Raw genomic sequence first — 23,317 nt, forward strand, 5'->3', positions numbered from 1 at the left:
CCACGGCTGACAATGATCCTTTTGCCGTCACCCCTGTGAAGGTTGGTTCCCGTGCACGATCCGGCATCCCCCTCCAGCTCCTCCGAGCCGGCCGGCCCGCAGGCCGCCGCCGACGTGGTGGAGGAGGTGATGGCCTGGTACAGCCGGGCGATCCTGGCCGAACGCCGAGCATCCCACAGCGATCGGGAGCGCCTGGAGCAGCTGCTTGCCCAGCGGCAGGAGTGCGTGCGCGACCGGGCGCGGCTGGAGGAAGCCGACGCCGAGGAGACCGCCCGGATCGCCGCGTCCTACGCGGCCCGGCTGCGGGAGCTCGGGGCCACCGGCTCGTAGCCGTCGCCGTCGTCAGCTCTCGGCAGGGGAAGGGCGGCCACGACCGCGGGACCGGCGAGGCGACGCGGCTGGAGGTGCGCGGGCATCAGCGCCCGCGCCAGGCGGGTGATCTGCTCGATGTCGTGGCGGTAGTGCGGGAGCTCGGCGCGCAGACGGTGCTGGACGGCCCGGAAGCGTGCCGCCTCCTGGTCGGTGTAGGGGCGCCGCTGCTCGGCGAGGAGCACGTCCGCCGCCCTGGCCGGCCGCGCCCAGGAGCCCTCGGGGGTGGGGTCGTTGTGGTAGAGGACGGTGCCGTCGCGTCCCCACACCATGACGCGGTCTACCACCGCGTTCTGCTCGGCCGCGGCCACCGCGTCGGCGAGCACCGTGAAGTGGTGGTCGTGCCCGGCCGCGGTGGTGAAGCGGCCGTGGCCGCCCAGCCGGTTCACGTCGGCGCAGCGCACCGCGGTGCCCTGCCGGGAGTCCGCTGCCCGTACGGCCAGCACCACCAGTTCCACCCGGTAGCCCGCCCGCCGGTAGGCCATTGCGCTCTGGACGAAGCCGGCCGCGCTGCCGGGGGCGATCTCGATCGTCACGTCCCCGCGCCGCTCCCGTACGGCCGCCTCTGCCATGGCCTGCCAGGCCCGGTAGTCCGCCCGGATGCGCTCGCCGGCCGTGCGCGGCTCTTCGCGCAGCAGGTCGTAGTAGTCCGGGTGCGACGCCTTGAAGAAGTCGCCGCTGATGTGCGTCGACCGGCCGCGCAGGGCCCGGCGCAGTACCCGGGCCGTGGTCGTCTTCCCGGAGCCGGGCTGACCCATCACGTACACCGCAACCGGCCGCTCCTGCGGCGTGATGTCCTCCAGGAGGTCCGGGGCGATCAGCGTGTCGAAGATCCAGCGGTGTTCCTCGGCGGACAACCGGTGGTAGTCGACGCCCGGCGCCTGCCGTCGGGTCTGGACGCCGCGCCGCAGCGGCTCGGCCAGCGCGGCCGCGCGCTCGCCATCGCGCCGCACCGCAAGAGCCCAGTCCTCGGGCAGCCGCGGATCGTGCGCCCGCCGGTCGGCGTCGGCGAGCTGGCGGCGGAAGACGCCGGTCTCCGCCGCGTTCCACGGACGTAACCGCTCGCCCAGCAGCGCCTCGCGCGCACCGGCCGGCTGCTTCCAGCGGCCCTCGGGCGCGAGCTCGTTGGCGTACAGGACTTCGCCAGCTCGGCGTACGACGACGACCCGGTCGGCCAGGTGCCCGGCCTCGATGTCCGCGAGGGTGGTGGGCAGCGCGGCGGCGCAGGCGTCGTGGTTGTCCCACCCCACATACCGGGCCCGGCCCTGATCGGCCAGGCGCAGGTACCGGTCCAGCACACCGAGCTGGGACACGGCCTCCGGCACGGCCAGGGCCACGACCTCGACCCGGTAGCCGGCCGCGCGGTAGACAGCGAGCGTGGCCAGCCACCCGGCCGGATCCGCGAGGGCCTCCTCCGCCACGACGTCGAACCGACGGCCACGGGCATGGGCTTCAAGCTCGGCCTGCCAGCGGTAGGTCTCCGGCCGCACCCGCACCCCGGCCGTCCGCACATCCTCCACGAGGAAGGCGCTGTACTGCGGGTGGAGAGCCTTGTAGCTGTCCCGGTCCACCCGCACCGCGCCGCCCCGCTGATCGAGGGCGGCGTGCACGAGGTCCATCACCAGCGTCTTGCCGCTGCCGGCCTGCCCAGCCACGAACACCACCACCGGACACTCCTGCGCCACCGCGCCCGCGGTCAGCTGCGGCACGATCACCTCGGCGAACAGCTCGCCGTACTTCTCCACCCACGTCTCCCGGCCGCGTTCCAGCTCTTCATGTCCCATCAGGTGTTGCCGTTGTGGCCCTGTGACGTCGTCCGCAGGGCCACAACGGCCGGGCCGCCTACTCGGCGTCCAGCTTCTGCCGCAGCTGGTCCAGGGTGGATCCGTCGGGCGTGTGCCACAGGGTCCATCCGTTGATGACGTTGCCGGTGACCGCCTCGGCGGCCTTGGAGGGGGAGGGGAAGGACGAGGGGTGACCGTCGACGATGAGCTGGCCGTCGGCGGTGACGACCGCGCGGCCCGACCGGTTGGCGCGGCGCTGGTGGAAGGTGAGGACGGTGTCCGGCTTCAGCAGGCCGGCCTGCATCAGCGCGGCGAGCGGCCCGTGCGGGACGACGGGCGCGGCCTTCGCGCTGTCGGATCCGCCACCGAGGGAAAGGGTGACGTGGATGGTGTCGTCGCCACTCGCGCTCGTGAGCCGGGCGATGACGGCGGGGTCGAAGTGGATGCTGAGCGTGGCCATGCGTTCTCCTGCCATCGGTGGCCCCAGGGACCCTTTTAGCTGACTTCCGCTTCGATCTTAAGCTGCACGAGCAGCTTAAATCAACTCTAGTTTTCAGTTATTCAGCAGAACTGTGTGAGGATGTGTCTCGGAGTGGCGGCACCACCCCGCCCTCGGCGGCCGGCCGCCCCGGCGCGGTCGCGGTTCCGGCCGGGCCGGTGAGGACGCGGGAGACCACATCGGGCGGCGCCTGGCCCTATCGACGATGATCCGCTCACCTGCGGCTTGTACGGCTGCCACGGTGGCGAGCACGAATGGAGCTGACCAGACCCGTGCTTCGGCGGGTCGCCGGCGCCTTCGCTGACGTGCCAGGAAGCCCGACGTTCGTCAGGGTGAATTCATCGGGTCATACGAGAGCCACCGCTTCGGTGTGAACGGGATCCAGGTGTAGGCCATTCGTGGCGGTGATGTACTCGACCGATGCCGATGTTCTTCGGCGAGATCGGGAGCCACCGATCGAGCGACCATCAGACCCTGCTGGGGCGTCTACTGTCACGGGTAGCCGATGGAGTTTTCCGGGTAGACGTGACGTATGGGTGTGTGCGCGTGGTGCCAGAAGCCTCTGGGACGGCCCCGGGCCCGGTTCTGTACGGCGGCGCACCGGCAGGCCGCGTATCGGGCCCGCCGTCACGCGGAGGCGGCCGTCCTGGCGCGGGTGGCGCTCTACCAGATCACCGACGAGCTGACCGCCCGCTGCTACGCCCTGCGGATGGCGCTCGACGAGATCGTCGAGCAGCGGGACCCGGCGCCCGGCATGCACACGTACATGGCGGCTGACGTTCCTCACCTGGCACGTGAACTGATCCGTGTCGCCGCCGTCGCCGACCGTCGAGCCGGCGCCACCTGGAGCCAGATCGGCGACGCGCTCGGCATCTCTGCTGACGCCGCCCGCGCCCGATACGGCCACGTCCGCCTGGTCACCGACCAAGCAGAAATGAGCGGCCCAATGCCGCCGGCTGGATCAACGCCCTGAACTGTTTCCCTTGGACCTGCCCTCACCCAACTGGCCGACCCGGCTCTCGATCTCACCGGAGTAGTACCGGCTTCCGAACGGCCCGGAGTCGTGGCTCTACTTCACCCCGATGAAATCAGTCAGGGCCCGCACACCTTCCCGGGTGCGGGCCCTGCCTGGTGCGAGTGTGCCTACGGCCTGGTGGCGATGACGGCTTCGATGGGGACGGTGTTGGTGAAGGAGCCGTTCGGGCTGAACTTGGTGAGCTCGCGGCGCAGGCGTTTTTCGAAGGCGGCCTGCCGGGTGCCGAGGACGGCGGGGCTGGAGTAGGAGAAGGAGGACTGCAGTCCGACGAGCTCGTCCAGGGTGCGGGTGAAGGTCTGGTCCCAGCGGGCGGTCTCGATGCGGGAGAACGCGGAGCGGGCGAGGGCGTCGTCCCGGCCTTCGGCGGGGTGGGCGGCGGGTCCGTGCTCTTGGCGGTAGCCGGGGCCGATGACGTCGGTGCAGACGCTCTCGATGATGTCGAGCCACGCCGGTCTGACCGTGCTGGCCCGGGGGCCGGTGGAGACGAGGGCGATCCCGCCGCCGGGGCGGATGAGCGTGTCGAGGTCGGCCAGGAGGCGGTCCTGGTTCATCCACTGGAAGGACTTGCCCATCGTGCACAGGTCAAGTGGGGGCAGGCCCATGCCGGTGAGGCCGGCGGCGTCGCCGCACGCCCAGGTGATGTTCCCGGCGCCCTGCGCGGCGGCGGCGTTGCGGCCTTCGCTGATCATGGCCGGTTCGATGTCGACCGCGTGGACGTGGCCGGTCCGTGCGGCGAGGGGGAGGGTGATGGTGCCCGGTCCGCAGCCGAGGTCGAGGACCGTCTGGGTCCCGTCGAGACCGAAGCGGTCGGTGAGGAGCGTGAAGAACTCCTCGGGGTAGCGGGGGCGGAAGGCGGCGTAGTGGTGTGCGGCGGAGGCGAAGGTGGTCACGGGGTGGTGCTCCTTCCGGGGCGGGTGGCGATGAGGACTTCGGTGCGGATCACCTCGTCGTAGAGGCCCGAGGGGTCGTGGTCGAGGAGGGCGCGGCGCAGGTCGCGGGTGAACGCGTCCAGCCGGTCTCCGAGCTGGGCGGGGGTGGAGTAGGAGTTGGACAGCTGGAGTCCGACGAGCTGGTCGAGGTCGCGCGTCACACGCTGGTCCAGGGACGTGAGCTCCACGTGGGAGAACGGCGAGCGGCGCAGGGTGTCGGTGAAGCGGTCCTCGGGTTCGGGGTAGGTGCCGGTGCCGGCGCGGCGTACGGGCCCGAGGTAGGCGGTGCGGATCTGGGCGATGACGGGCGCCCAGGCGGGCAGGGGCGTGGTGCCGGGGGGACCTGCGGAGGCGATGACAATGCCGCCGCCGGGGGTGATGAGCGTGTCGAGGTCGGCCAGGACGCGGGGCCGGTCGAGCCAGTGGAACGACTTCGCCATGACGCACAGGTCGACCAGGGGCAGGCCCAGAGTGGTGATCTGGGTGGAGTCGCCGTTGACCCACTCGATGTTCGTGATGCCGCGTTCGGCGGCGAGGCGGGCGCCGGCGGCGAGCATCCCGGGCTCGGGGTCGATGGCGTAGAGGCGGGCGACGTGGGGCGCCAGCGGCAGGGCGGACATGCCCGGGCCGCAGCCCAGGTCCATGGCCGCCTGGGTGCCGTCGAGGCAGAACCTGTCGGCCAGGAGCGCGAAGAACTCGTCGGGGTACCAGGGGCGGAAGCGGGCGTAGTGCTCCGCTGCCGAGGCGAACAGCGCGGGCGGGTCGGCTGTCACAGCGTGCCTCCTGCACGGGGGAGGGGTCATCGGGCGAGGGTGGCGAGGTAGGACTCGGCGGCGGTCCAAGGGGTGAGTTCGATGCCGAAGCCGGAGCGGGGCCCGTCGGTGGTGTGGACGAGCCGGCCCGACAGGTAGACGGTGTCGCCGGTGCGGAACGCCCCGGTGTACGCGCCCAGGTAGGAGCGCATGTGGGTGATGCGGCGGGCGAAGATCTCGGGGTCGTCGACGGTGGAGTGGATGACGGTGTCCACGCCGATGCCGTACAGCGCCGGCGTGGCCAGGCCCTGGACGTCGTCGGTGATGGTGGCGACGACGCTGATCGCCCCGACCTCCTTGGTGGTGACGTCGGTGAACGTGGTGTCGCCGTCCTCGCGCAGGGGTTCGCAGTTGATGTGCGCGTCGGCCCCGGCCGTGAGGCCCTGGAGCTTGCGGGTCTCCTGCCGCATCAGGACGTCGAAGGAGCTGCCCGTCATGTACTTGGCGCGGCGCAGGTACAGCCGGGTCAGCGCGTCACCCTCGTACGGACGGATGAGGTCGCGATCGGAGAAGAGCTCGCGGGCGACTTCGTAGCCGCGGAGCCCGTAGCAGACGAGGTCGACGTCGGAGCGCGCGTTGAAGCAGCCGACCAGGAACGAGCCGGTCACGCCGAGCAGGTCCGTGGCGCCGAGGTCGACGACGCGGTCGATGACGGCCTTCAGGTCCCGGCCGACGGCAAAGTCGCCGAGGAACTCAGGCGCCTGGTGCAGGACCGTCAGGGCGTGGCGGCAGGAGTAGTGCCGGGTGACGTCTGGGCGGGGCACGCCGGTAATGACGCAGCCGATGGTGTCGGAGTAGAGGTAGCACTCGGGCCGGTCGGCGAGGATCCCGAACGCTTTGGAGACGACCGTGTTCTGCCGGTAGGTGCGCCCGAATAACTGCCGGTCGCCCTTGTCGTCCGGGTAGTACTTCACGTACCCGAGGTAGTGGGTGGGCGGGTGGACGTCGCCGATGACCTTGAAGACGATGCCGTGGCGGTCGAGGAGGTAGTCGCGGTCACGCACCGCCGGTACGGCAGTGCTCAGGCTGAGCGGCGAAGTCGTCGAGGCTGGGGAAGGCGGCGGTGTCGATACGGCCGGTGCGCTCATACTGCTCGACTCCCATCGTGAACAGGGTGCGGCGGTAGTTCCACTTGGTGGCCTTGTCGGTGTTCGTGAGGTCGGCCGGCTTCATGAGCGCGAGGAAGAACAGCGCCTTGATGAGCAGGAACTCGCCCAGGTGCCGGCCCGGTCTGGTTCCCAGGACGTCCAGGGCGGCTTCGTCGAGCGTGGCCGTGTACCGCTCGCGCTGCGCCGTGGTGGCGTAGTAGCCCTTGGTGCCGCCCTTGAAGGCGATGATCTCCAGGGCCGGGTAGGTGTCGTAGCCGACCGGGGCGAGACCGTGGTGCTGCCAGTCGATGACCCCGGCGAGGAAGGCGTTGGGCAGGCCGTAGTCGTAGTGGGCCCAGCACATCGGCGTGTGGGCGAGGCGGTCCAGCGCGGTCTCCAGCACGGCGCGGGTGCGGGGTGTGTCGAGGTCGGGGTTCTCGGCGAAGACGGTGTCCGTCCACCCGGCCTGCTGCACCCAGGCGTTCAGCGCGTCGTGGGTGGCCGGCTCGGCGTGTTTGGCCTGGGCGGTAAGCAGCTGGACACCGACGGCCGCGGCTTCGTCGACGACGCTGTCGGGCATCGGCCCGTAGGCGCCGCCGACCGCCGTCCAGGCCGCGTCGTGCAGCGACGTCGTCCCGAGCGAGGGCTCCACGAAGTAGAACTCCGCGCCGTCGGCCCCGGTCTCCAGGACGGCGGGGACGGGGTAGCCCAGGGCGGCGATCCGCTGCTGGAACGCCGCCTCGCTCTGCAGCTGCCGGTCCCCGGTGCGCCGGTAGCGGGAGCGGTCCTGGTTCACCCAGACGGCGCCTTCGGCCGCGGTCCGCTTCTTGACGAACGTCCACTCATCTTCCATCGCTTTTCCTCTTTTCTCGGGAGGTATCCGGGCGTACCGTTCGGCGGCATGATCCTGGCTGTGGTGCGGCACGCGGAGTCGGTCGAGAACGCCGACAAGTACAAGGGCTTCTACCAGGACCCCCGGCCGTGGGCGGGCGCCGCTGCGCACGCCCTGTCGCGGGATGTCATCGGGTTGACGGCCCGGGGCTTTCGCCAGACGGCGTGGCTGAACGAGACCCTGCCGACAGTGGTGGGGGAGCGGCCGCACGTGTTCGTCTCGCAGTACCGGCGGGCCCGGGACACCGCCGAGCTCGCTCTGCCGGGGATCCAGGCGGAGGTCACGGGGCTGCTGAACGAGCAGCACTACGGTGACGCCACCTACATGACGATGCGGGAGCTGTTCGACACCTTCCCCGAAGGGGCGGACGACCGCCGCAGCCGCAAGCACCTGTGGACCCCGCCCGGTGAGGGCGGCGAGTCCCTGGCGGTCGGAGTCCACGGGCGGGTGACCGCATTCCTGTCGCTGCTCGCCTCCGGCGCCGTCGAGGCCGGCCGGAACGTGGTCGCCTTCACCCACCACACCGCGATCCTCGGCCTGCGCGCCGTCCTGGAGCAGCGCCCGGTGACCGAGGTCGTCGAGGAATCCCGCGCCCGCAAGCTGCCCAACGCCGCCGTGCTCGTCTACCGGTCGGCCACGGGCCGGTACGAGCTTCAGCAGGTCATCGAGCCTTCCGCGTAAGGAGAGACCGTGCGAACCGCCTTCTTCAACGGACCCGTCCAAAACGGCGACTTCACCTTCACCGACAAGCCCGGCAAGGCCGTGGGCATACACGCGGCCGCTGCCCTCAACGCCCTCCTTGGCGAGCCTGCGGTGCCCCATCTGTGGAACACGGTCACCCTCGAAGGGGACCTGCGCCACCAGACGGAACCGGCCGCCCGGGCGGACCGGCATCAGCACGAGCAGGACCTCATCCGCGCGAAGTACCCCGAGGGCGCGCTGCCCGCCGCGGGGCTGCTCACCGACGCGGACCCGGCAGTCGCCCGCCTCGCCCACGACATGATCCGTGCCCGGCTCGAGGCGGGCGTCCTGAGCGTGGAGAAGACGACCACCGTGGTGTGCTCGTCCTGCGCTCACCTGTCGGGCATCGGCTCGCCCGCCTGCAAGGCGTGCGGCAGCACCGACCTGGTCAAGAAGGTCGCGCCCCAGCTGACGGCCCGCAGACCAGCCGGCGCCCCGGTCCTCGGCCCGGACGACGTTCACGGACGGCGCCTGGCGCACCTGGAGAACATCGCCCGCAACGTCCCCGACCAGCTCATCCTCTCCCGCACCCGCGCGCACGGGATCGACCTGGCGCCCTTCGGACTGCCGGGGATGGTGCTCGACCCCCGCGCCGCTCTCCACATCGCGGTCCTGGCCGCGGCCGAGCGGCACGGCCCCGAGCGGGCCCTCATGCTGGCCACCGAGACCGCCGCCGCGCACGTTGCCGCGTACGGCCTGCCGTTCAGGAGCCACGGCGGCATCCGGCTTGGGTACGCCGTCCACGGCAAGGTGCCCTACGGCGACCCGCTGCTCGGCCGGCTCTACGAGGTCCACCGCCTGGGCGACGCGCAGCGCGCGGTGTTCGAGGAGTGGTTCCTGCCGCTGTACGCGCTGCGCGAGCGGGGCGGCATCCACCCCGGCAAGCTGCCCGCGCTGGTCAAGTTCTTCCGGAAGATCTCCCTGGCCCCTCCCGGCCCCGAGGCCGAAGGCGGTGCCGGCGATGTGCGGCGTGCGGTGCGCAGCGGGGACATGGGCTGGCTGATGGACGCGCGTACGGTGACACATCTGCTTCCCGCCTTCCCCGGCTGGGACGCCGTCGGCCGGCGGCGGTGAACCCGGCGGCCCGGCGGCGTCGCCCTTGAGAGCGATGCTGTTCCTCGAAAGTAGGGACGCCCCGATACCCTGTCAACACAGTTCGCATCTGCCCTGTCAGTGATGGTCGGTTCTCAGCACCCCACGCTGTCAATACAGTTGAAGTCCTGGCTTGACACAGGATCAGGGCGCGAGCCAGGGACGCCGCCGAGCCGGAGGGCACACATGGACGCCAGCACGATCGCAGCGCAACTACGGCAGAAGATCATCGAAGGGGAGTACCCACACGGGAGCAAACTCCCGACCGTACGGGACCTCGCGGCAGAACACGGAGTGAGCCAGCAGACGGCATCCGCCGCCTACACCGCACTGGGCGCGCTCGGCCTGGTCCGCACCGACGCCCGCAGCGGAACCCGGGTGGCGGCGTCCAGGCAGTCCGACGCCCACCTGGGGACCTTCACGCCCCCGGACCTGTCGGTCGCCCAGGCGTGGAAGCCCACCGCCCAGGGGACCGCGACGGAGGAGACGACGCTGGTACGCCAGCTCGACGCCCCGGCCCAGATGACGGCGTGGGGCATCACGGAGGGCACGACCATCGTCGAGCGCACCCGCATCCGGTCGGTCGACGGAGTGCCGGTGCAGCACAAGCTGACGGTGATGCCCTACGAGATCGCGGCCAAGGTGCCCGACGGGTACGAAGGCACCCCGCCGATGCTCACCCCCGCCGGGGAGACGTCACCGAAGGCACCGGCCAGCGTCCGCGTCGCGGACTGGCTCGGCTGGGACGTCGCCCGCACCGAGTCGGTCATCACCGCCGAGCCGATGGACGAGACCGTCTGCGCGGCCCTGGACATTCCGGCCGGGGCGCCCGGCTTCCGGATCGTCGGCATCACCCGCAGCTCCCAGGGCGAGACGGTGTTCGTGACCATCACCTCGGCACAGCTCCACCACCGCGTCACCCTGGACATCATCGGCTGATGAACAAGCCGTCCGGGCCCGGCGTTCCACCGGCCTGCCCAGTAGGACGCCGGGCCCGGACGGCACACGAAGTGCACTCGTTTTCAACCGCAGGCGGAGACCGCTGTTTCCGTACTCGGCCAGCACTGCCGCGGCGACATGCCAAGATCGGCCGCATGTTGACCCTCGGGGTACGCGGCGAGTTCTACGAGAAGGTCGGCGACCTGGGGGGAGCCGTCCGCCCTCGAACGGAGCCGCCGGCGCGCGGCCATCGGCTGACCGAGAAGAGCATCGTGGAGCGCTGCGGATTAACCATCGCCCTCACCGCCGAGGACATCGAGCGGTGGAGCGCCGTGAAGGACGCCGCGTACGAGGTCGACCCTGTGATGGAGTGCTGGCTGACGCCCCTCCACAGCGGGGACCCGCCCCGCTCGTGCAGTCCAGCCTGACGCCCCGCCGTGATTGATGGATGCTGTGGAAAACCGGCAGCCTGTACCGGATCGTGCTCCTGCCCCGCTGCACCGTGGAGACCGGGATCGACATCGTCGACGGCGAGCCGCTCACCTGCGGCCTGTACGGCTGCCACGGCGGCGAGCACAGCTGACTGGACCCGCGCTTTCGGCGGGTCGCCGGCGCCTCGCCAACGTGGCCGGCCAGCTGCTGGTGCATGCCGAGGCCGGCCTTTTCGCGGGCGGGCGGAAGCCCGGCGGGAGGACTGCCAGGCGGTCTGGCAGTGTCCCTGCGGCCGCGCGCGGCGTTGGGGACGGCATGGGGCTGGTGGATCGGGCGGGGCCCGGCATCGAGGAGCGGGCCGATCAGGTGGCGGAGGCGGCGTGCGAACTTGCCGACGCCGCGGCCGAGTCCGCCTGGAGCCCGGCTGCCGCCGACGACGTCCTGGTCGCCATCGACACCCTGGCCGCCGCGCTCGCCCAGATCGGCCCGGACGTGGGCGAGGCACTGGCTGCGGTGACGGCGGCGACGGCCAATGCCCGTCTCCGCCTGGGCCTGCCCGCCGATACCGGGCAGGAGCCGGACCGTGCCGCGACGCCGCCGGGCGTGCCCGGCCCGCGTACGGGACGCCGGCCTCGGCGGCGCGGCCTCGGCCCCGGCGCACAGGGCATCTTCGACCGGCCCTCGCGGTGAGCCGGTAGAAGCACGCCCCGCCCACTCACCACCGGGCTCACCATCGGGCTTACCACCGCAGGTCACAGGCCCGTGGTGAGCGCGCCGGGGCCGCTTTCGGGTCAGACGGTTCCGGGCGTCGTCAGGCCGGCTTCGTAGGTCCAGCTCTTCACCGGCCGGGCGGTGCCGCCGGTGAGGGAGGTGAGGGTGAGGACGGTGCCGGGCCGGCTGTAGGCCCCGAGCCACTCGGTGAACTTGCGGTCGGCGACATCGGGCCGGGACCAGACGCCGCAGATGGCCGGGCCGCCCGCACGGAAGCGGAGCTCCACCACGTACGAGGCGGCCTGGTCCTCGAGGGCCGAGCTGTTCACAGTGCCGGTCCTTCCTGTCGCACTGGTCAAGGGCGGCTTTCCGTGCGCGGCCCCGCTGGGGGTCCAGCCTGGCACACCGGCATCTCCGGCAGCCGTCGGCGGCCTGCCGGACCGTGGCGAGTGAGGGGTCCGACCTGATAGGTCGGACCCCTGTCTTCCCAGGTGGAAGAGGGTGCTGAGAGCGGAGCTGATAGGAGGCAGAGACCGGTACTTACCACGCCCGAACAGAGGGTCCGCAGGCCCCGGGCGTCCCGTGTCGCTCGAGACCACACCCGCCCGAACGGGAAACGTACGCGATTCGTACGGTGTTCGTACGCGAAACGCACGCTTCATGGTGTAGAGTCTCGGCAGGAGGTGTTTCATGTCCGAGTTGTTCGACGCGGTCGACGCCCTGCTCGCGTCCCGCGCCGCCCTGCCGCCGCCGGCGGAGCGCAAGCGGCTGCGTGCCGCGCACGGCCTGACGATCGACGAGGTGGCCATCGCGCTGAAGGTGCGGCGGGCCACGGTGTCCGGCTGGGAGTCCGGCAAGACCGAGCCCCGCCCGCCCGAGCGCGACGCCTACGCCCGGCTGCTGGACAAGCTCGCGGAGCTCTACCCCGCCGTCCCGGCCGACACGGCCACGTCCGACCCTGCTCCTGCTCCTGCTCCTGCTCCTGCTCCTGCTCCTGCTGTGGTGCCGGCGACGTTCGCCGCCCCCGCTCCGGTGGAAGCGCCGACCCTGTCCACCGGCCCGGCCCCCGAGGCTGCGGCCACGGCTTCGCCCCACATCCCCCAGGTCCCTGCCGGTCCGGCGGCCGCGCCGCGTCTGGCGCGCACGACCAGGCCGTCGTCGACGTCGCGCCGCCCGGGCGCGAAGAAGGCGGCCCCTGCCGGGACCCCGGCGGACGATCCGCGGTTCGAGAACGGGCCGCTCGCGGTCGTCGACGCCGGCGAGGACGGGCGGGTGGTGGCGTACTGCACCGGCGGCCTGGTCCTGGACGTGCCCGCCAAGTCCCTGCCGTCCCTGGTCGACTGGACCCTCAAGGAGGCCAAGCTCGGTCAGCCGAAGCTCTCGGGCCCGGGAAGGCCGGCCGACCCGCTGATCGTGCTCACCGCGGCCGCGTGCGAGCGCTACGGCCTGCCCGTCACGCTCACGGACGAGGAGAAGGTCTCCGGGCGGATCCCGGAGGGCCACAAGGTCATCAAGCAGCTGACCCGCGCGGAATGGCAGCTCACCAAGCGCGGCTTCGGGCCGTGGGCGCGGATCTACCGCCCGGCCAAGGGCTCGGAGCGGCAGTGCGTCCAGCTGTGCATCCCGTCGTGGAACGCGCTGGACACCCGGTTCTGGGGCAACGCCGGGCAGCTGCCGCCGGCGGAGCTCGCCCGCGTCCTGGGCGTGTACGCGTCGAGGGTGATGACGCCGCGCGGCTCCACGGCCGTCACGGGCCTGGAGCTGATGACCGCGCTGCACCCGCCGACCCACGCCGTGCGCGACGAGGAGACCGGCGTCCTTCGGCAGGCCGAGACCAAGACGCCCGGCTCGCTGGGCAAGGACCCGATCGACCCGATGAACTTCCCGCCGTGCGAGGTTCCCGACGGCCACCCCGCCCTCAAGGACCTCCCGAAATTCCACGTGCGCGGCGCCGACGAGAAGCTAGTCGAGGAGGCGTACGACTGGGCCCGTCCGATGACCGAAGCGGAGTACACCCTGCGCTACCTCGTCGGCATCGACGTCAACATGGCCTTCGCCGCCGGCGCCAACGGCCTGACCGTCGGCCTCGGGGAGGCGACGCACGTCAAGGCCCCCGTGTTCGACCCGAAGCTGCCCGGCTCCTGGCTGGTCGACCTCTCCCACGTCGACCTGTCCCGCGTGAAGGTCGGCAAGGAGTGGGTGAACCTGGACGGCAGCCTGCTGCCGAGCCCGTTCACTCCGAAGGGCGAGCGACCCGAGGGCCCGGCCTGGTACTCCACGCCCACCGTCGCCTACGCGGTGGAACTCGGCTACGAGGTGCGCCCCATCGAGGCGTGGGTCCGGTACGAGACCGGCCGCTACCTGGACGGCTGGTACACCCGGCTCCGTGACGCCTACCTCGCCACGATGGCCGACCTCGGCGTCCACGCCGACACCGATCCGGCCGACTTCCTCGCGGCGATGAACGGCTACAAGGACCGCGACCCCGAACTGGGACTCGTCGCCACCGCGATCAAGGCGACGGTCAAGGGCGGCATCGGCAAGCTGCGCGAGCGGCCCCGGGCCGAGGGCTGGCGGCCCGGCGAGCCGTGGCGCGCACTGTCCCGCCCGACGTGGCGGCCCGACATCCGGGCGGCGGTCATCTCCCGCACCCGGATCAACCTCCACCGCAAGATCGTCAAGCACGCCTCGTTCACCGGCCAGTACCCGATCGCCATCCTGTCCGACTGCGTCGTCTACGCCGCGAACGGACCGAGCCCGCTGGACTTCCTGCCCTACCGGGAAGGCAAGCCGCTCCCCGGGGGCTTCAAGCTCGGCGTCAACCCCGGCCTGGTCAAGCACGAGGGCACGCAGGAAGTCCTGTGGGGCGAGGGAGTCCGCGAGCAGTTCAACGCTCCAGCGCTCAACCTGGCCCGGTACATCAAGGACGGCACCGTCACCGACGAAGACACCGGAGAGTAGGAGTAGGCCACGATGAGCCTGTTCGGGGACGGCCTGGAAAAGGCGGTGCAGAAGGCGTTCACCCGCCCAGCACCCAAGTCGGCCGGCGCCCAGATGCGGTACCTGGTCAAGCAGCTCAAGGGCACCAAAGCGGTCGCCCAGATGCTGCGGATCTCCCAGCGCACCGTCGAGCGATACGTGAAGGACCAGATCAAGAAGCCCCGCGCCGACCTCGCCGCCCGCCTGGAGCGCGAGGTCAAGGCCCGGTGGCAGCCGCAGATTCGGGCAAAGGCCAGGGCGAAGGCCGCGTCCACGGGCGGCATCGTCATCGACACCCGCGCCCGCATGGGCTACAAGGCGCCGATCGGGTCGACGGACCAAGACCGCATCCGGCACCTGACCGTCGCCCTGCCCCCGCAGTACGCGGCCCGCCTCTTCGACGCCCAGGACGCCGGCGCCAGCGACGACGAACTCCAGGAGATCGCCGCCGAGGCCCTGAAGGAGGTCTACTTCCAGGACAACGGCCGCCGCGCCGGGTCCCTGGAGGAAGTCCGCTTCACCGACGTGCAGCACCTCGAGTTCGACCTGTAGACCGGCTCCGCGCACTACGCGCCTGGCCGCCGGTGTGACTGAGCGCTTCAGATGACCAGTGAGTGGCACATCTGGCCAGTGGAGCGCTCAGTCGTACAGCCAGGTCAGCCGGAGCCTGTCCTGGTCTCCATTACCTCAATCTCGTATGGCAGCGCCGTCAGCGAAGCGAGCTGCTCCGCTATCGCTTCGCGGACGTCCCCGTCCAGTGTTCTATAGACCTTGGTGACAGCGTCGGAGCGGTAGACCTCCGTGATCTCTATGGGGCCGTGGGAACGTGCGTCCAGGCTCCGTAGAACACGGCGAGCTTCATCGAGGGTTTCGCCACCCACGGTCATCCGGACAACGGTCTGAAGTGATGCCATGGCATACCTCCTGTCGACACTGAGCCACCTACTCAAGGTCCCTCACTGCCCTCTGCGCTGCCTCCCGGAATGCGCTCACCGGCCAACTGAAGCGCTCAGTCACAGCCGGTGTGACTGAGCGCTTTAGATGGCGAGTTCGCACCTGCTCAGGCGAGCTGAGTAGAACGGCCCCCACCAGCGTGGGGGGCCGTTCTGTACCGCGGATACTGATAACCCTCCGCGCGGCGTCGGGGTGGCACGGACAACGATCCCGGGATGGCTGTCTCGGCTCCTGTACCGCACCGTACCGGTGCCTCGGCCTTACCACGGCTTACTCGGTGGCCCCTCACTCGGATGGGTGCCAAGCACTCACTCAACTCGCCAGATGGAGTGCTCAGTCACATCCGGCACTGGAGCTGCCGGGGGCCAGGCGTTTCGCATCCTACGGTCAGCCGGCCCGCCGGGCACGGCGACGTTCCCGCCGCGACGGAGGCGGCGCGGTGGCGGCCTGGGCGGCCCGGCCGAACGCCGCGAGCGTCTCCTCCAGGCGCGCGATGTCCTCGAGGTTCCCGGCGGCGTTCATCAGTTCCTCGGTGGCGGTGACGAGCGCCGGGTCGGGGCAGCGCAGCAGCGGGGCGGCCGCGGCGGCGATCCGGGTGAAGGGCTCGCGCAGCGCGGCGGCGGCCTGCTTGCTCACGATCCGCTCCTGCGCCAGAAGTTCCGCCCCGCGGCCCAGACCCACAAGGCCGCTCTGCACGTCAGTGCCGCCGGCGATCCGGGCCCTGGCCGCGCCGCCCACGCAGGCGAGCCCCGCCAGCAGCATGGTCCGGCCGCGTTCGGCCAGCGTCTCCCACAGCATCTGGTTGGCGGTGCCCGCCGCCCGCAGGTCCGACACTGCCACTATCAGCGCATCGGCGTGCCCGCGCAGGGCTTCCCGCTCCCGCTCCTGGTCCTGGCGGTTGCGGGCGCGAGTGGTCAGCCACCACGTCAGAAGGGCGACGAGACCGCCCGAAACGAGCGAGCCGAGCGACTCGATCAACTTGTCCATCCACGCACACTGCCTGCTCACCGGCACCGGACACAGGTTCGTTGCCCACCTGACGCACAACCCGTACCCGCCCGTTGCCCCGCCCGGCCGCCCAGCTGGTCCGATGTGACTGAGCGCTGGCGAGGACGCCGTCCTCTTCGCTACCGCGGCCCGTGCTCCGGCGGTGGCCGCGACCGCCTCCTGGCTCGCCCATGCCTGCCCGGGGTACGCCGTCAAGCCGGATCAGCGCCCTGGCTACACTCCGGCTTCATGACGACGATCTACACGACCCAGGAGTGGAAAGGCCACGGGAGGCAGAACTACTACTGGAACGAGTACCGGCTCGAAGGCGACACCGTCGGCAAGTACAAGTGCCACCGGCAGAAGTTCTTCGACGGTGATGAGAACACCTGGCAGGAGGAAGAATCGCTCCAGGCAACATGGGCACTTGACGACCCGAGCATGCCCGAGTGGCTGAGGCAGTATCTCTGATCATCCGTCCTTCCCGGGCCGTTCCGGTCGCGCCACGCCTCCTCGGCCGAAGCCTCCGCCGTCGGCACGACGCCTTCCCGCTGCTCCCTGTGCCCCAGGGCTGCCGGTTGATCCCGGCGAAGCCGTCCGGAGGCGTCGTCGGCGCCCCTACGATGCGGTGGTGCGGAACACGAAGGCGTTCAAGGAAGCCGTTGCCCAGACGCTTGCGGAGCTGGCCCGCCGGGGGGTGACCCTCGCGCCGGCGACCGTGGAGGACACGATCGAGAAGCAGATCACCACCGTGGCGGAGCGGCTCGGGATCCAGGTGCGCTCCGCCTGGCGGTACTTCGACGCCTCCCTCACGGCCGACCGGCTCGCGCAGAGCGTGGCGTCGTACGAGGAGAGCAGCAGCGAGAAGGCCGTCGGGCAGGCCCCGATGCCGCCGATCGACAACCCGGAGCTCGCCCTGGTCTTGGCCGGGGTGCCTGACTCCCTGGCGCAGACCGGCGGCGACCTGTACGCGGTCATCATCAACGTCGCCGTCAACGCCTGGATGGCCGGCCACATCCACGGCGAGGACGGCTGCACCGGCTGTGACGGCAGCCGCGGCCCGGCCGGAAACGACTGGGAAACGAGGATGCGCACCATCACCGAGCTGCAGCCGAACATCACCAAGTGGTTCGACCGCGACGTGTGGACCCGCGCCGTCAACGACGCCGGCTACACCGTCACCCGCCGCTGACGGCAGCGCGCACGAACCGGCAGGCCACCCCCAGCCGAGCGGTTGCCGTCCGTGCGGGGTGGCCTCGGGACTCAGGCCGCTGTCCACAGGCGGCCCGTGGCCGACTGGTCCCATGAGCGATCACGACGAGCAGCAGCAGCCTGCCCCGCACCGCGGCAAGGTCCTGGAGGCCCTCGCGCGAGCGGAGCGGCAGGTGTTCACCCGGCCCGCGCCGAAATCCGCAAAGGCTCAGGTGAAATTCCTCCTCACGCGGGCGAAGGGGTCGACGAAGGCCCTGGCCGAGCGCCTGGGCGTCTCACGCCGCACGGTGGAGCGCTACCGCGCCGGGACCCTGACGACCCCGCAGAAGCGCCTCCAGGACGCCCTGGTGGAGGAGACCGAATCCGAGTGGCAACCCCAGGTCAGGGCACAGGCACGCGCGGCGGCGGCCACCTCCAGAGGGATGATGGTGGACGTGACGGCCTACTTCGGGTTCACGTGCACGGGCAGCTCGGACGACGGCCGCCAGCGCCAGATCACCACGGACATCTCGCCCACCTACGTGAAGCAGATCCTGGAGCTCCAGGAGACCGGTGCGACGGAGGAGGACCTGCATCCGATCGTCGCGGAGGCCATCACGGAGTCGTATTTCACGGAATTGGGCACGCGTGCCGATGGTCTGCGCGCGGATTTCACACAGGTCTTGAAAATAGATTTCCGGTTCTGACCCGTCCGAATTCGAGACCTGCTAGAAATATATCCGGCGGGCCGTCGCACAGCGCTCTGACGGCAGCCCGCTCCCCGAATCCGCAGCATGAATACGAGGCCGACGATGACCACGCCCTGGCCGCCCCGGCGCACCGCCCGCCGCCCGCTCGCCCCGCCCGTCGCCGCGCCCCGCGAGCCGGTCGACCTCGCCCGCATCGGCCGCCGCGCCGTACGGCGCCGGGCGAAGGGCATGGACGCCGGCGCCGTCGCGGCGGCCCTCGAGGACGCCCGCTTCGACGCACGCCAGGACTCCCGCCACGAGGACCTGGCCGACGACGTCCGCGGCCGGGCGGAGCTCGCGGAGTGGGAGCGCCTGGACCAGCTGCTCGTCGCCGCGTCGGCGGGCACCGTCTACGCCCCGGACACCGACCTCATCGTCCAGGAGGAGCTCGCCGCCGAAGTCGCGGCCGCCGCCGACCGCGAGGCCGCGCTGCGCGAAGCCGCCCGGGTCGCGGCCCGCGCCGACGAGCTCCAGGCGCTGCGCGAGCTCCACGCCCTGGACCGGACGGAGCCCCGTGACGGCGACGAGGCCGCCCGGGACGAGCTGACCCGGCGAGCCGGCGGGTACGTCCAGGCCGACGTCGACGCCTGGCTCGCCCGTGCCCTGGCCGCGCACCTCGGGCACTACCGCGACCCGGCCGCCCGCGAAGCCGCCGCCGGCCTCCTCACCCCGCCGGTCCTCGCCCACGCCGCGCTGCTCGCCGAACTCGCCCGCCTGGTCCCCGACGCCGCCGTCGACGAGCTGGCGTTCGCGGCCCGGCTCGCCACCACCGAACCCGAAGCCGCCGGCAACCTCGCCGCCTTCCTCGCCCGCGCCCGCTCCGAGACCAACTGACCGCACCACCTCGGCCTCGGCCGGGTGTCACGCTGACCCAGCGTGAGCGTGACACCCGGCCCCGGGGAGATGTCACGCTCCTCGAATGCGCCCCTTTATGTCCGCTTTGCGAGGCCCGGAGGGGTCTCTGGGACCACTTCGGGAGCCGAGCGTGACACATGAGAGTTGATCGCCCGAGCGCTCGCGAGCAGTACGGACCGTAGTCACGGGGGCCGGTTCCGCCGGAGTGGTCCCGGGCTCCCTGGCCCGGCGATACCGTGGTGAGCACTGCCAGTTCTGCCCTCTGGAGCCCTCGATGAGCGAACAGCCGGCCCCCGCCGACACCGCCGCCCGGCAGCTGGAGCCTGCGGCCGCCGACGCCGTCCGCGCGTACGCGGCCAAGACCCGCGCCGACGCCGACCGCTTTGCCGCCATCCTGGAGGACATCGCCACCAACGGCCTGCCCGACCCCGAGCAGTGCACCCCCTGGGAGGAGCTGCGCGAGGCCCACCTCGCCCGCCTCGCCTCCCAGCGCCCGGCCGTCGCCTGATGCTCCCGCAGCACGCCCGGCGCCGCGCCCGGATCGCGTTCACAGACCCCGCCGCCAAACAGCTGGAGAACCTGACCAGCGAGGCGGGGATCCACGCCCTGGACCGAGCCCTGGTCGTCGTCTCTGTCGACCCTGAGGTCGGCGAGCCGATCCCCGGCAGCGCCGCCGGCCCCCAGCTGCGCGAGTACGCCGACGAGGTCGAGCGCGTGCGCTTGTTGTACTGGGTCACGGCCTTGAGGACCGTGGTCGTGGTCGCCTACCTCGAGGTCTGACCCGCGACGCCGCGGACCAGCCCGACCGCATGCTGGTGGCGCGGCCGGCCTCGCCGCATGTTCATCGGTTGATGAGGGATCGGGTCTGCCATTTCTCATGTGCACAAGCCGGGCCACAGGGAGACGTAAGCCGAAGCCCTGGCGGGCGTCCTGCCCCTGCTCTGCGCGGGCCCTTCATGACCAGGCGCATCGCACAAAGGTAGTCCCGCCGGACAGGTCAGCCAGCATCCTGCGAAGCCCAGCGGGACTGTGACCGTGCCCGTCACGTTCTTCGCGAAGAGCACGGCCCGGACCTGCGGCCCAAAATGTTCGATTCAACACCGGACCAAAGGCGCCGACGATCGAGAGTCAGTCAGCTGCCGTCACGCCTGAGAGCGGTGGCCTGGGCCGGGCTTCGCCGTGAAGTAGTAGAGCGTAATGTCCCTAGGGTCATGAACCCGCTGTTTCATCTCACCGGTTCCACCCTCTACTAGATCAAGCTGCAGGTGGTTGCCGTTGCCGTACGAGAGCCACCCGGTGATGACGTACGGGCCCTCGCCGCTCAGAGACCAGACATGATCTCCGAATCGAACAGTTCGGTTGTCCCTTGTGCGGAAAATCGGGCTCATATTCAATGACTACCATTGCGCCCTACCCACTCGAAAAGGCTGAATCCAGCCAGGTCGGCGGTCTGCGCGGGCCCCTCCTTGTCGACCTGCTGGAGCAGGGTGCGGTGGTTACCAATCAGCTACTACCTGTTGTAATACCCCCCAATGGGGTGCAAGACGTTTTCCGCTCCGCCAGGCCGCGGCCGTCACCGGCCGAGGGCAGCACCCCGTGCTGCTCGGGCGCCGATGTCCTGCTGCTCCAGGTGGTCAAGGGTGCAAGAGTTCTGCTGCACGTTCGGCGAGGACCGCAGCGCAGCATTCGCACGACCCAGACAGCACACGGGGTGCTGCTCGGGTAGCAAGGGATGCAGCGGGGCCGCCGCCGTTTGTTCTGGTGCTCCAGAACAAACCGGTTCACCTGGTGCTACCGCCCTTTCGCTGCGAGCCGTCCGGCACGGATCACCCCAGCTGCGCCGACCGATCTGATGGCGATCGGTTTGCCCTGCGCGGGGGAACCTTTGTCCGAGGAAGGGCCCGTGGAGTCGGCAGCCGCACCGGGAACACGATCGGCGCTGCGCCCGTGGAGGGCGCAGCGCCGATGCCCGTGAAAGGGGGCCGACCGGATCAGCTGACGGCGTGCAGCGAACCGCGCCTCTTGGCGGCCGCGGCCTTCTTCGCCGCGGCCGCGCGCTTTTTGCGCTGCTCGGCGAGCTGGTCCTGGTAGGCGGCGACGGCCCGGTGGTAGTCCTTCACGTAGGTCTTGCTGTCCAGCCGGTCCGCCTTGGGCATCGCCTTGACGGCGTCCAGGGCGTCCTCGGGGGAGTTGTAGCCGGCCAGCATCGGGTTGATCTGGTAGACGCCGTTACGGACCTTCTTGACCAGCTTGGCCAGCTCCAGCTCTCGCAGCGCGGCGTTCACGCTGGGGCGGCTGAGGCCGAGCAGCTCACCGAGGGTGCCCTGGTCCATTGCGATGCGGCCGCCGGCCTCGCTGCGCGCCCGCAGCTTCAGCAGCGCCCGGTAGGCGGCTGGCGGCAGGTCCAGGTCGGCGAGAAGACCGTCGGCGTTGGTCGCCGACCACTTCAAGGTACTCACTGGGCTGATCCCTCCTCCTGGCGCTGCGCACGGGCCAGTCGGCGTGCAGCGCGTTCCTCCGCCCGCTTCTTGCGCAGTTCCTCGATCGCCTCGCGCATGTGCTCCAGCGACGGGAACCGCACCAAATCCGGCAGGCTCTCGTCCCTGCGGATCTTCGCGATCGTCTTGTCCTGGTCAACCTGCACGTACTCGGCTTCAACCAACTCCGTGCCCGGGATGAACTCCGCTACACGGTACGAGTAGGGCGGGTTGAACTGGTAGACACCACGGCGCACCTTGAAGACGATGCCATGGCTCATGACCTCCTGCAGCGCCTCGTTGGTCTTCGCACGGGGCACGTCCAGGACCGTGGCCATCTCCTCCTGCGTCAGCCGGATCTGCCCGCCGGCCTTCTGGCAGGCGATCAGCAGCAGGATCAGCCGCAGCGGCAGGGCCTCGCGGAAGTACTGCGCGATCAGGAAGAAGAACTCCATCGAGTCCATGGAGAACGCCTTGGGGCGCTCCGGGGTGTCGTAGAACTCCATCGGCTTGCGCTCGCTGCTGAGCGAGAGCTTCCGGCGCGGGTATCGGCGAGCGACCGAGTCAAGGTCCTCAACCGGCTGGACCGGCTTGGACCACGCCTGGATCTCCTCACCGAGGGGCAGCTCCGTACGGTGCGGCGCGCGCTTCGGTGCGGGACGGCGGCGCTGTGGCTCGGGTGTCACGAGGCTGCTCTCCACTTCGCTGATCTTGGATGCCAGCAGTATGTCAGCCACGCCGACATATATGTCGGCGTGGCTGACATTCCGGCGTGTTGTGTCCCCCCAGGGGGGACAGATCTCCCCCCTGCACGCGAGCGCGGACCGCTCGACGGAACGCTGTCACAGATGTCGGCCTCGCTGACGTTTCGCGCCTGAAACTGTCGGCTTGGCTGACGTTTTGCCGTCGATGTGACTACTCAGGAGGTACACATCGCAGGCGTTGTGTACCTCCTGGGGTGACAGATCGCCGGATGTGCAGGCCGCTGACCAGCGGGTTCTTGATCTGCGTAAGTATTAGGTCGCCGAGGTCGACCCGCAGGCACCGGGCGGACCGTTCGTGGTTGAGGCGGCTTCGCGTGCGGGCCCCTGGGCCCGCGCGGGCCGCGGGCGGCACCGACGGCTCTGAGTCTCGGGTGGTGCCGACCGTGACGAACAAGCACCAGGAGGCATGGCTAGCCTTCGTGGCGGGCTCCGCCCTCCGGCCCCGGCGGGCCGTTCGGCTCCAGGTACCTCCGGCCGCCGCAATTTCGACTTTCCCATTTCCGGGTTACCGTTCTGCGGCTGAGGTCCGGGCCTTCCCAATTCGTAATTCCTCGCCTAAGTGATGAGCCGAGCATCAGCGCTGATGCAGCCTCAAAAACCGCGCCTGCCCGGATCGGTCTGGGGGTGTCCTGTGTTTCCGCCAACGGTACATGCTGCATCAGCCTGATGTAGCCGCTACACTGAAGCCCACACGAACGAGCGACCCCCACCCCTCCCCATAGCCAGCCAGGCCCGCAACGCGGGCCCAGCGGTTCTGGAGGCGCAGCCGGAAGGACCGTCAGGCGGGGGAGCGCAGCGGACCCGCCGGGAGCGCTGCACGCTCCCTCAACTCCCCAATTCGAGGCCCCACTAGCCCGCACCCACCCCACCCGAGCGGCCCGGCCGCGCATCGCGCGCCCACCGGGCGCGCAGCGGCCGGCCCCACTGCCCCCAGGAGCGCAGCGGAGGGGGGCGCCCGTGCTTCGCACGGGCAGGCAACCGCGGAGCGGGTGCCCCCACTCGCGCTGCGCGCAGCGCAGGGTCACCCGCTCCGCGGG

27 protein-coding genes are annotated in these 23,317 nt (G+C 70.7%); 16 read left to right on the plus strand and 11 right to left on the minus strand.

Features of this window, described 5'->3' with window-relative positions:
* Positions 1 to 51 precede the first annotated feature (51 nt).
* Positions 52 to 330 carry a hypothetical protein gene (locus tag ACFYT9_RS36690; protein WP_389170923.1) on the plus strand — a complete coding sequence of 93 codons (279 nt, stop codon included), beginning with the start codon at positions 52 to 54 and terminating at the stop codon, positions 328 to 330.
* On the opposite strand, the gene ACFYT9_RS36695 is transcribed toward ACFYT9_RS36690, so the two are convergent.
* The gene (locus ACFYT9_RS36695) at positions 288 to 2,153 is read right to left on the minus strand and encodes a zeta toxin family protein (protein ID WP_389170926.1); all 1,866 of its coding nucleotides are present in this window, start codon (positions 2,151 to 2,153) and stop codon (positions 288 to 290) included. The genes ACFYT9_RS36690 and ACFYT9_RS36695 overlap by 43 nt on opposite strands.
* A gap of 58 nt (positions 2,154 to 2,211) precedes the next feature.
* The gene (locus ACFYT9_RS36700) at positions 2,212 to 2,613 is read right to left on the minus strand and encodes a DUF4357 domain-containing protein (protein WP_389170929.1); all 402 of its coding nucleotides are present in this window, start codon (positions 2,611 to 2,613) and stop codon (positions 2,212 to 2,214) included.
* 571 nt (positions 2,614 to 3,184) lie between these two features.
* On the opposite strand from ACFYT9_RS36700, the gene ACFYT9_RS36705 reads away from it, so the two are divergent.
* A complete protein-coding gene (locus ACFYT9_RS36705; RefSeq protein ID WP_389170931.1) occupies positions 3,185 to 3,625 on the plus strand; it encodes a hypothetical protein in 441 nt (146 codons plus the stop codon).
* 170 nt (positions 3,626 to 3,795) lie between these two features.
* Here ACFYT9_RS36705 and ACFYT9_RS36710 read toward each other — a convergent pair whose 3' ends face one another.
* From ACFYT9_RS36710 to ACFYT9_RS36725, 4 genes are read right to left on the minus strand one after another with little or no spacing between them, the layout of a single operon-like run.
* The gene (locus ACFYT9_RS36710) at positions 3,796 to 4,578 is read right to left on the minus strand and encodes a class I SAM-dependent methyltransferase (protein WP_389170934.1); all 783 of its coding nucleotides are present in this window, start codon (positions 4,576 to 4,578) and stop codon (positions 3,796 to 3,798) included.
* Complete coding sequence (locus ACFYT9_RS36715) at positions 4,575 to 5,390, minus strand: class I SAM-dependent methyltransferase (RefSeq protein WP_389170937.1); 816 nt, start codon at positions 5,388 to 5,390, stop codon at positions 4,575 to 4,577. Before ACFYT9_RS36715 ends, ACFYT9_RS36710 begins: the two co-directional genes overlap by 4 nt.
* A gap of 26 nt (positions 5,391 to 5,416) precedes the next feature.
* Positions 5,417 to 6,433 carry a hypothetical protein gene (locus ACFYT9_RS36720; RefSeq protein WP_389170939.1) on the minus strand — a complete coding sequence of 339 codons (1,017 nt, stop codon included), beginning with the start codon at positions 6,431 to 6,433 and terminating at the stop codon, positions 5,417 to 5,419.
* Positions 6,426 to 7,370 carry a phosphotransferase gene (locus ACFYT9_RS36725; RefSeq protein ID WP_389170942.1) on the minus strand — a complete coding sequence of 315 codons (945 nt, stop codon included), beginning with the start codon at positions 7,368 to 7,370 and terminating at the stop codon, positions 6,426 to 6,428. Before ACFYT9_RS36725 ends, ACFYT9_RS36720 begins: the two co-directional genes overlap by 8 nt.
* Positions 7,371 to 7,418: 48 nt before the next feature.
* Between ACFYT9_RS36725 and ACFYT9_RS36730 the strand changes: the two genes are divergently transcribed.
* From ACFYT9_RS36730 to ACFYT9_RS36755, 6 genes are all read left to right on the plus strand, one after another.
* Complete coding sequence (locus ACFYT9_RS36730) at positions 7,419 to 8,090, plus strand: histidine phosphatase family protein (RefSeq protein WP_389170945.1); 672 nt, start codon at positions 7,419 to 7,421, stop codon at positions 8,088 to 8,090.
* Positions 8,091 to 8,099: 9 nt separating this feature from the next.
* The gene (locus ACFYT9_RS36735; RefSeq protein ID WP_389170948.1) at positions 8,100 to 9,224 is read left to right on the plus strand and encodes a hypothetical protein; all 1,125 of its coding nucleotides are present in this window, start codon (positions 8,100 to 8,102) and stop codon (positions 9,222 to 9,224) included.
* Between the two features lie 204 nt (positions 9,225 to 9,428).
* On the plus strand, positions 9,429 to 10,181 hold the full coding sequence (locus ACFYT9_RS36740) for a GntR family transcriptional regulator (RefSeq protein WP_389170951.1): 753 nt from the start codon (positions 9,429 to 9,431) through the stop codon (positions 10,179 to 10,181).
* A 155-nt stretch (positions 10,182 to 10,336) separates the two neighbouring features.
* On the plus strand, positions 10,337 to 10,609 hold the full coding sequence (locus tag ACFYT9_RS36745; RefSeq protein WP_389170954.1) for a hypothetical protein: 273 nt from the start codon (positions 10,337 to 10,339) through the stop codon (positions 10,607 to 10,609).
* Between the two features lie 20 nt (positions 10,610 to 10,629).
* Positions 10,630 to 10,764 (plus strand): hypothetical protein, encoded by a 135-nt coding sequence (locus tag ACFYT9_RS36750; RefSeq protein ID WP_389170957.1) that lies wholly within the window; start codon positions 10,630 to 10,632, stop codon positions 10,762 to 10,764.
* 164 nt (positions 10,765 to 10,928) lie between these two features.
* Positions 10,929 to 11,303, plus strand: a complete 375-nt coding sequence (locus ACFYT9_RS36755; protein ID WP_389170959.1) for a hypothetical protein — start codon at positions 10,929 to 10,931, stop codon at positions 11,301 to 11,303.
* Between the two features lie 101 nt (positions 11,304 to 11,404).
* Here ACFYT9_RS36755 and ACFYT9_RS36760 read toward each other — a convergent pair whose 3' ends face one another.
* Entirely contained in the window at positions 11,405 to 11,653 is a 249-nt protein-coding gene (locus ACFYT9_RS36760; RefSeq protein WP_389170962.1) for a hypothetical protein, read from the minus strand.
* A gap of 361 nt (positions 11,654 to 12,014) precedes the next feature.
* Between ACFYT9_RS36760 and tap the strand changes: the two genes are divergently transcribed.
* Positions 12,015 to 14,285: a telomere-associated protein Tap gene (gene tap, locus ACFYT9_RS36765; RefSeq protein WP_389170965.1), complete on the plus strand. Its 2,271-nt coding sequence runs from the start codon at positions 12,015 to 12,017 to the stop codon at positions 14,283 to 14,285.
* A gap of 12 nt (positions 14,286 to 14,297) precedes the next feature.
* Positions 14,298 to 14,855: a telomere-protecting terminal protein Tpg gene (gene tpg / locus ACFYT9_RS36770; RefSeq protein WP_389170968.1), complete on the plus strand. Its 558-nt coding sequence runs from the start codon at positions 14,298 to 14,300 to the stop codon at positions 14,853 to 14,855.
* 104 nt (positions 14,856 to 14,959) lie between these two features.
* Here the strand turns inward: tpg (ACFYT9_RS36770) and ACFYT9_RS36775 are convergent, their stop codons facing one another.
* Together ACFYT9_RS36775 and ACFYT9_RS36780 are read right to left on the minus strand one after the other, a co-directional pair.
* Positions 14,960 to 15,217 (minus strand): hypothetical protein, encoded by a 258-nt coding sequence (locus ACFYT9_RS36775; protein ID WP_389170972.1) that lies wholly within the window; start codon positions 15,215 to 15,217, stop codon positions 14,960 to 14,962.
* Positions 15,218 to 15,644: 427 nt separating this feature from the next.
* Complete coding sequence (locus ACFYT9_RS36780; RefSeq protein WP_389170975.1) at positions 15,645 to 16,244, minus strand: hypothetical protein; 600 nt, start codon at positions 16,242 to 16,244, stop codon at positions 15,645 to 15,647.
* 249 nt (positions 16,245 to 16,493) lie between these two features.
* Here ACFYT9_RS36780 and ACFYT9_RS36785 point away from each other — a divergent pair, with 249 nt between their 5' ends.
* The 6 genes from ACFYT9_RS36785 (at position 16,494) to ACFYT9_RS36810 (ending at position 19,819) form a co-directional block, all read left to right on the plus strand.
* On the plus strand, positions 16,494 to 16,715 hold the full coding sequence (locus tag ACFYT9_RS36785) for a hypothetical protein (protein WP_389170978.1): 222 nt from the start codon (positions 16,494 to 16,496) through the stop codon (positions 16,713 to 16,715).
* A 160-nt stretch (positions 16,716 to 16,875) separates the two neighbouring features.
* Positions 16,876 to 17,436 (plus strand): hypothetical protein, encoded by a 561-nt coding sequence (locus ACFYT9_RS36790; RefSeq protein ID WP_389170981.1) that lies wholly within the window; start codon positions 16,876 to 16,878, stop codon positions 17,434 to 17,436.
* Between the two features lie 112 nt (positions 17,437 to 17,548).
* Positions 17,549 to 18,142 (plus strand): telomere-protecting terminal protein Tpg, encoded by a 594-nt coding sequence (gene tpg / locus ACFYT9_RS36795; protein WP_389170984.1) that lies wholly within the window; start codon positions 17,549 to 17,551, stop codon positions 18,140 to 18,142.
* Positions 18,143 to 18,247: 105 nt separating this feature from the next.
* Positions 18,248 to 19,018, plus strand: a complete 771-nt coding sequence (locus ACFYT9_RS36800) for a hypothetical protein (RefSeq protein WP_389170987.1) — start codon at positions 18,248 to 18,250, stop codon at positions 19,016 to 19,018.
* Between the two features lie 295 nt (positions 19,019 to 19,313).
* Positions 19,314 to 19,547 (plus strand): hypothetical protein, encoded by a 234-nt coding sequence (locus ACFYT9_RS36805; protein WP_389170990.1) that lies wholly within the window; start codon positions 19,314 to 19,316, stop codon positions 19,545 to 19,547.
* Entirely contained in the window at positions 19,547 to 19,819 is a 273-nt protein-coding gene (locus tag ACFYT9_RS36810; RefSeq protein WP_389170993.1) for a hypothetical protein, read from the plus strand. The genes ACFYT9_RS36805 and ACFYT9_RS36810 overlap by 1 nt, the downstream gene beginning before the upstream one ends.
* Positions 19,820 to 21,030: 1,211 nt before the next feature.
* On the opposite strand, the gene ACFYT9_RS36815 is transcribed toward ACFYT9_RS36810, so the two are convergent.
* Positions 21,031 to 21,498, minus strand: a complete 468-nt coding sequence (locus ACFYT9_RS36815; RefSeq protein ID WP_389170996.1) for a helix-turn-helix domain-containing protein — start codon at positions 21,496 to 21,498, stop codon at positions 21,031 to 21,033.
* Entirely contained in the window at positions 21,495 to 22,253 is a 759-nt protein-coding gene (locus tag ACFYT9_RS36820) for a hypothetical protein (protein ID WP_389170999.1), read from the minus strand. The genes ACFYT9_RS36815 and ACFYT9_RS36820 overlap by 4 nt, the downstream gene beginning before the upstream one ends.
* Positions 22,254 to 23,317 lie beyond the last annotated feature (1,064 nt).

This window comes from Streptomyces sp. NPDC004435, from assembly GCF_042873895.1.
Taxonomy (GTDB): Bacteria; Actinomycetota; Actinomycetes; order Streptomycetales; family Streptomycetaceae; genus Streptomyces.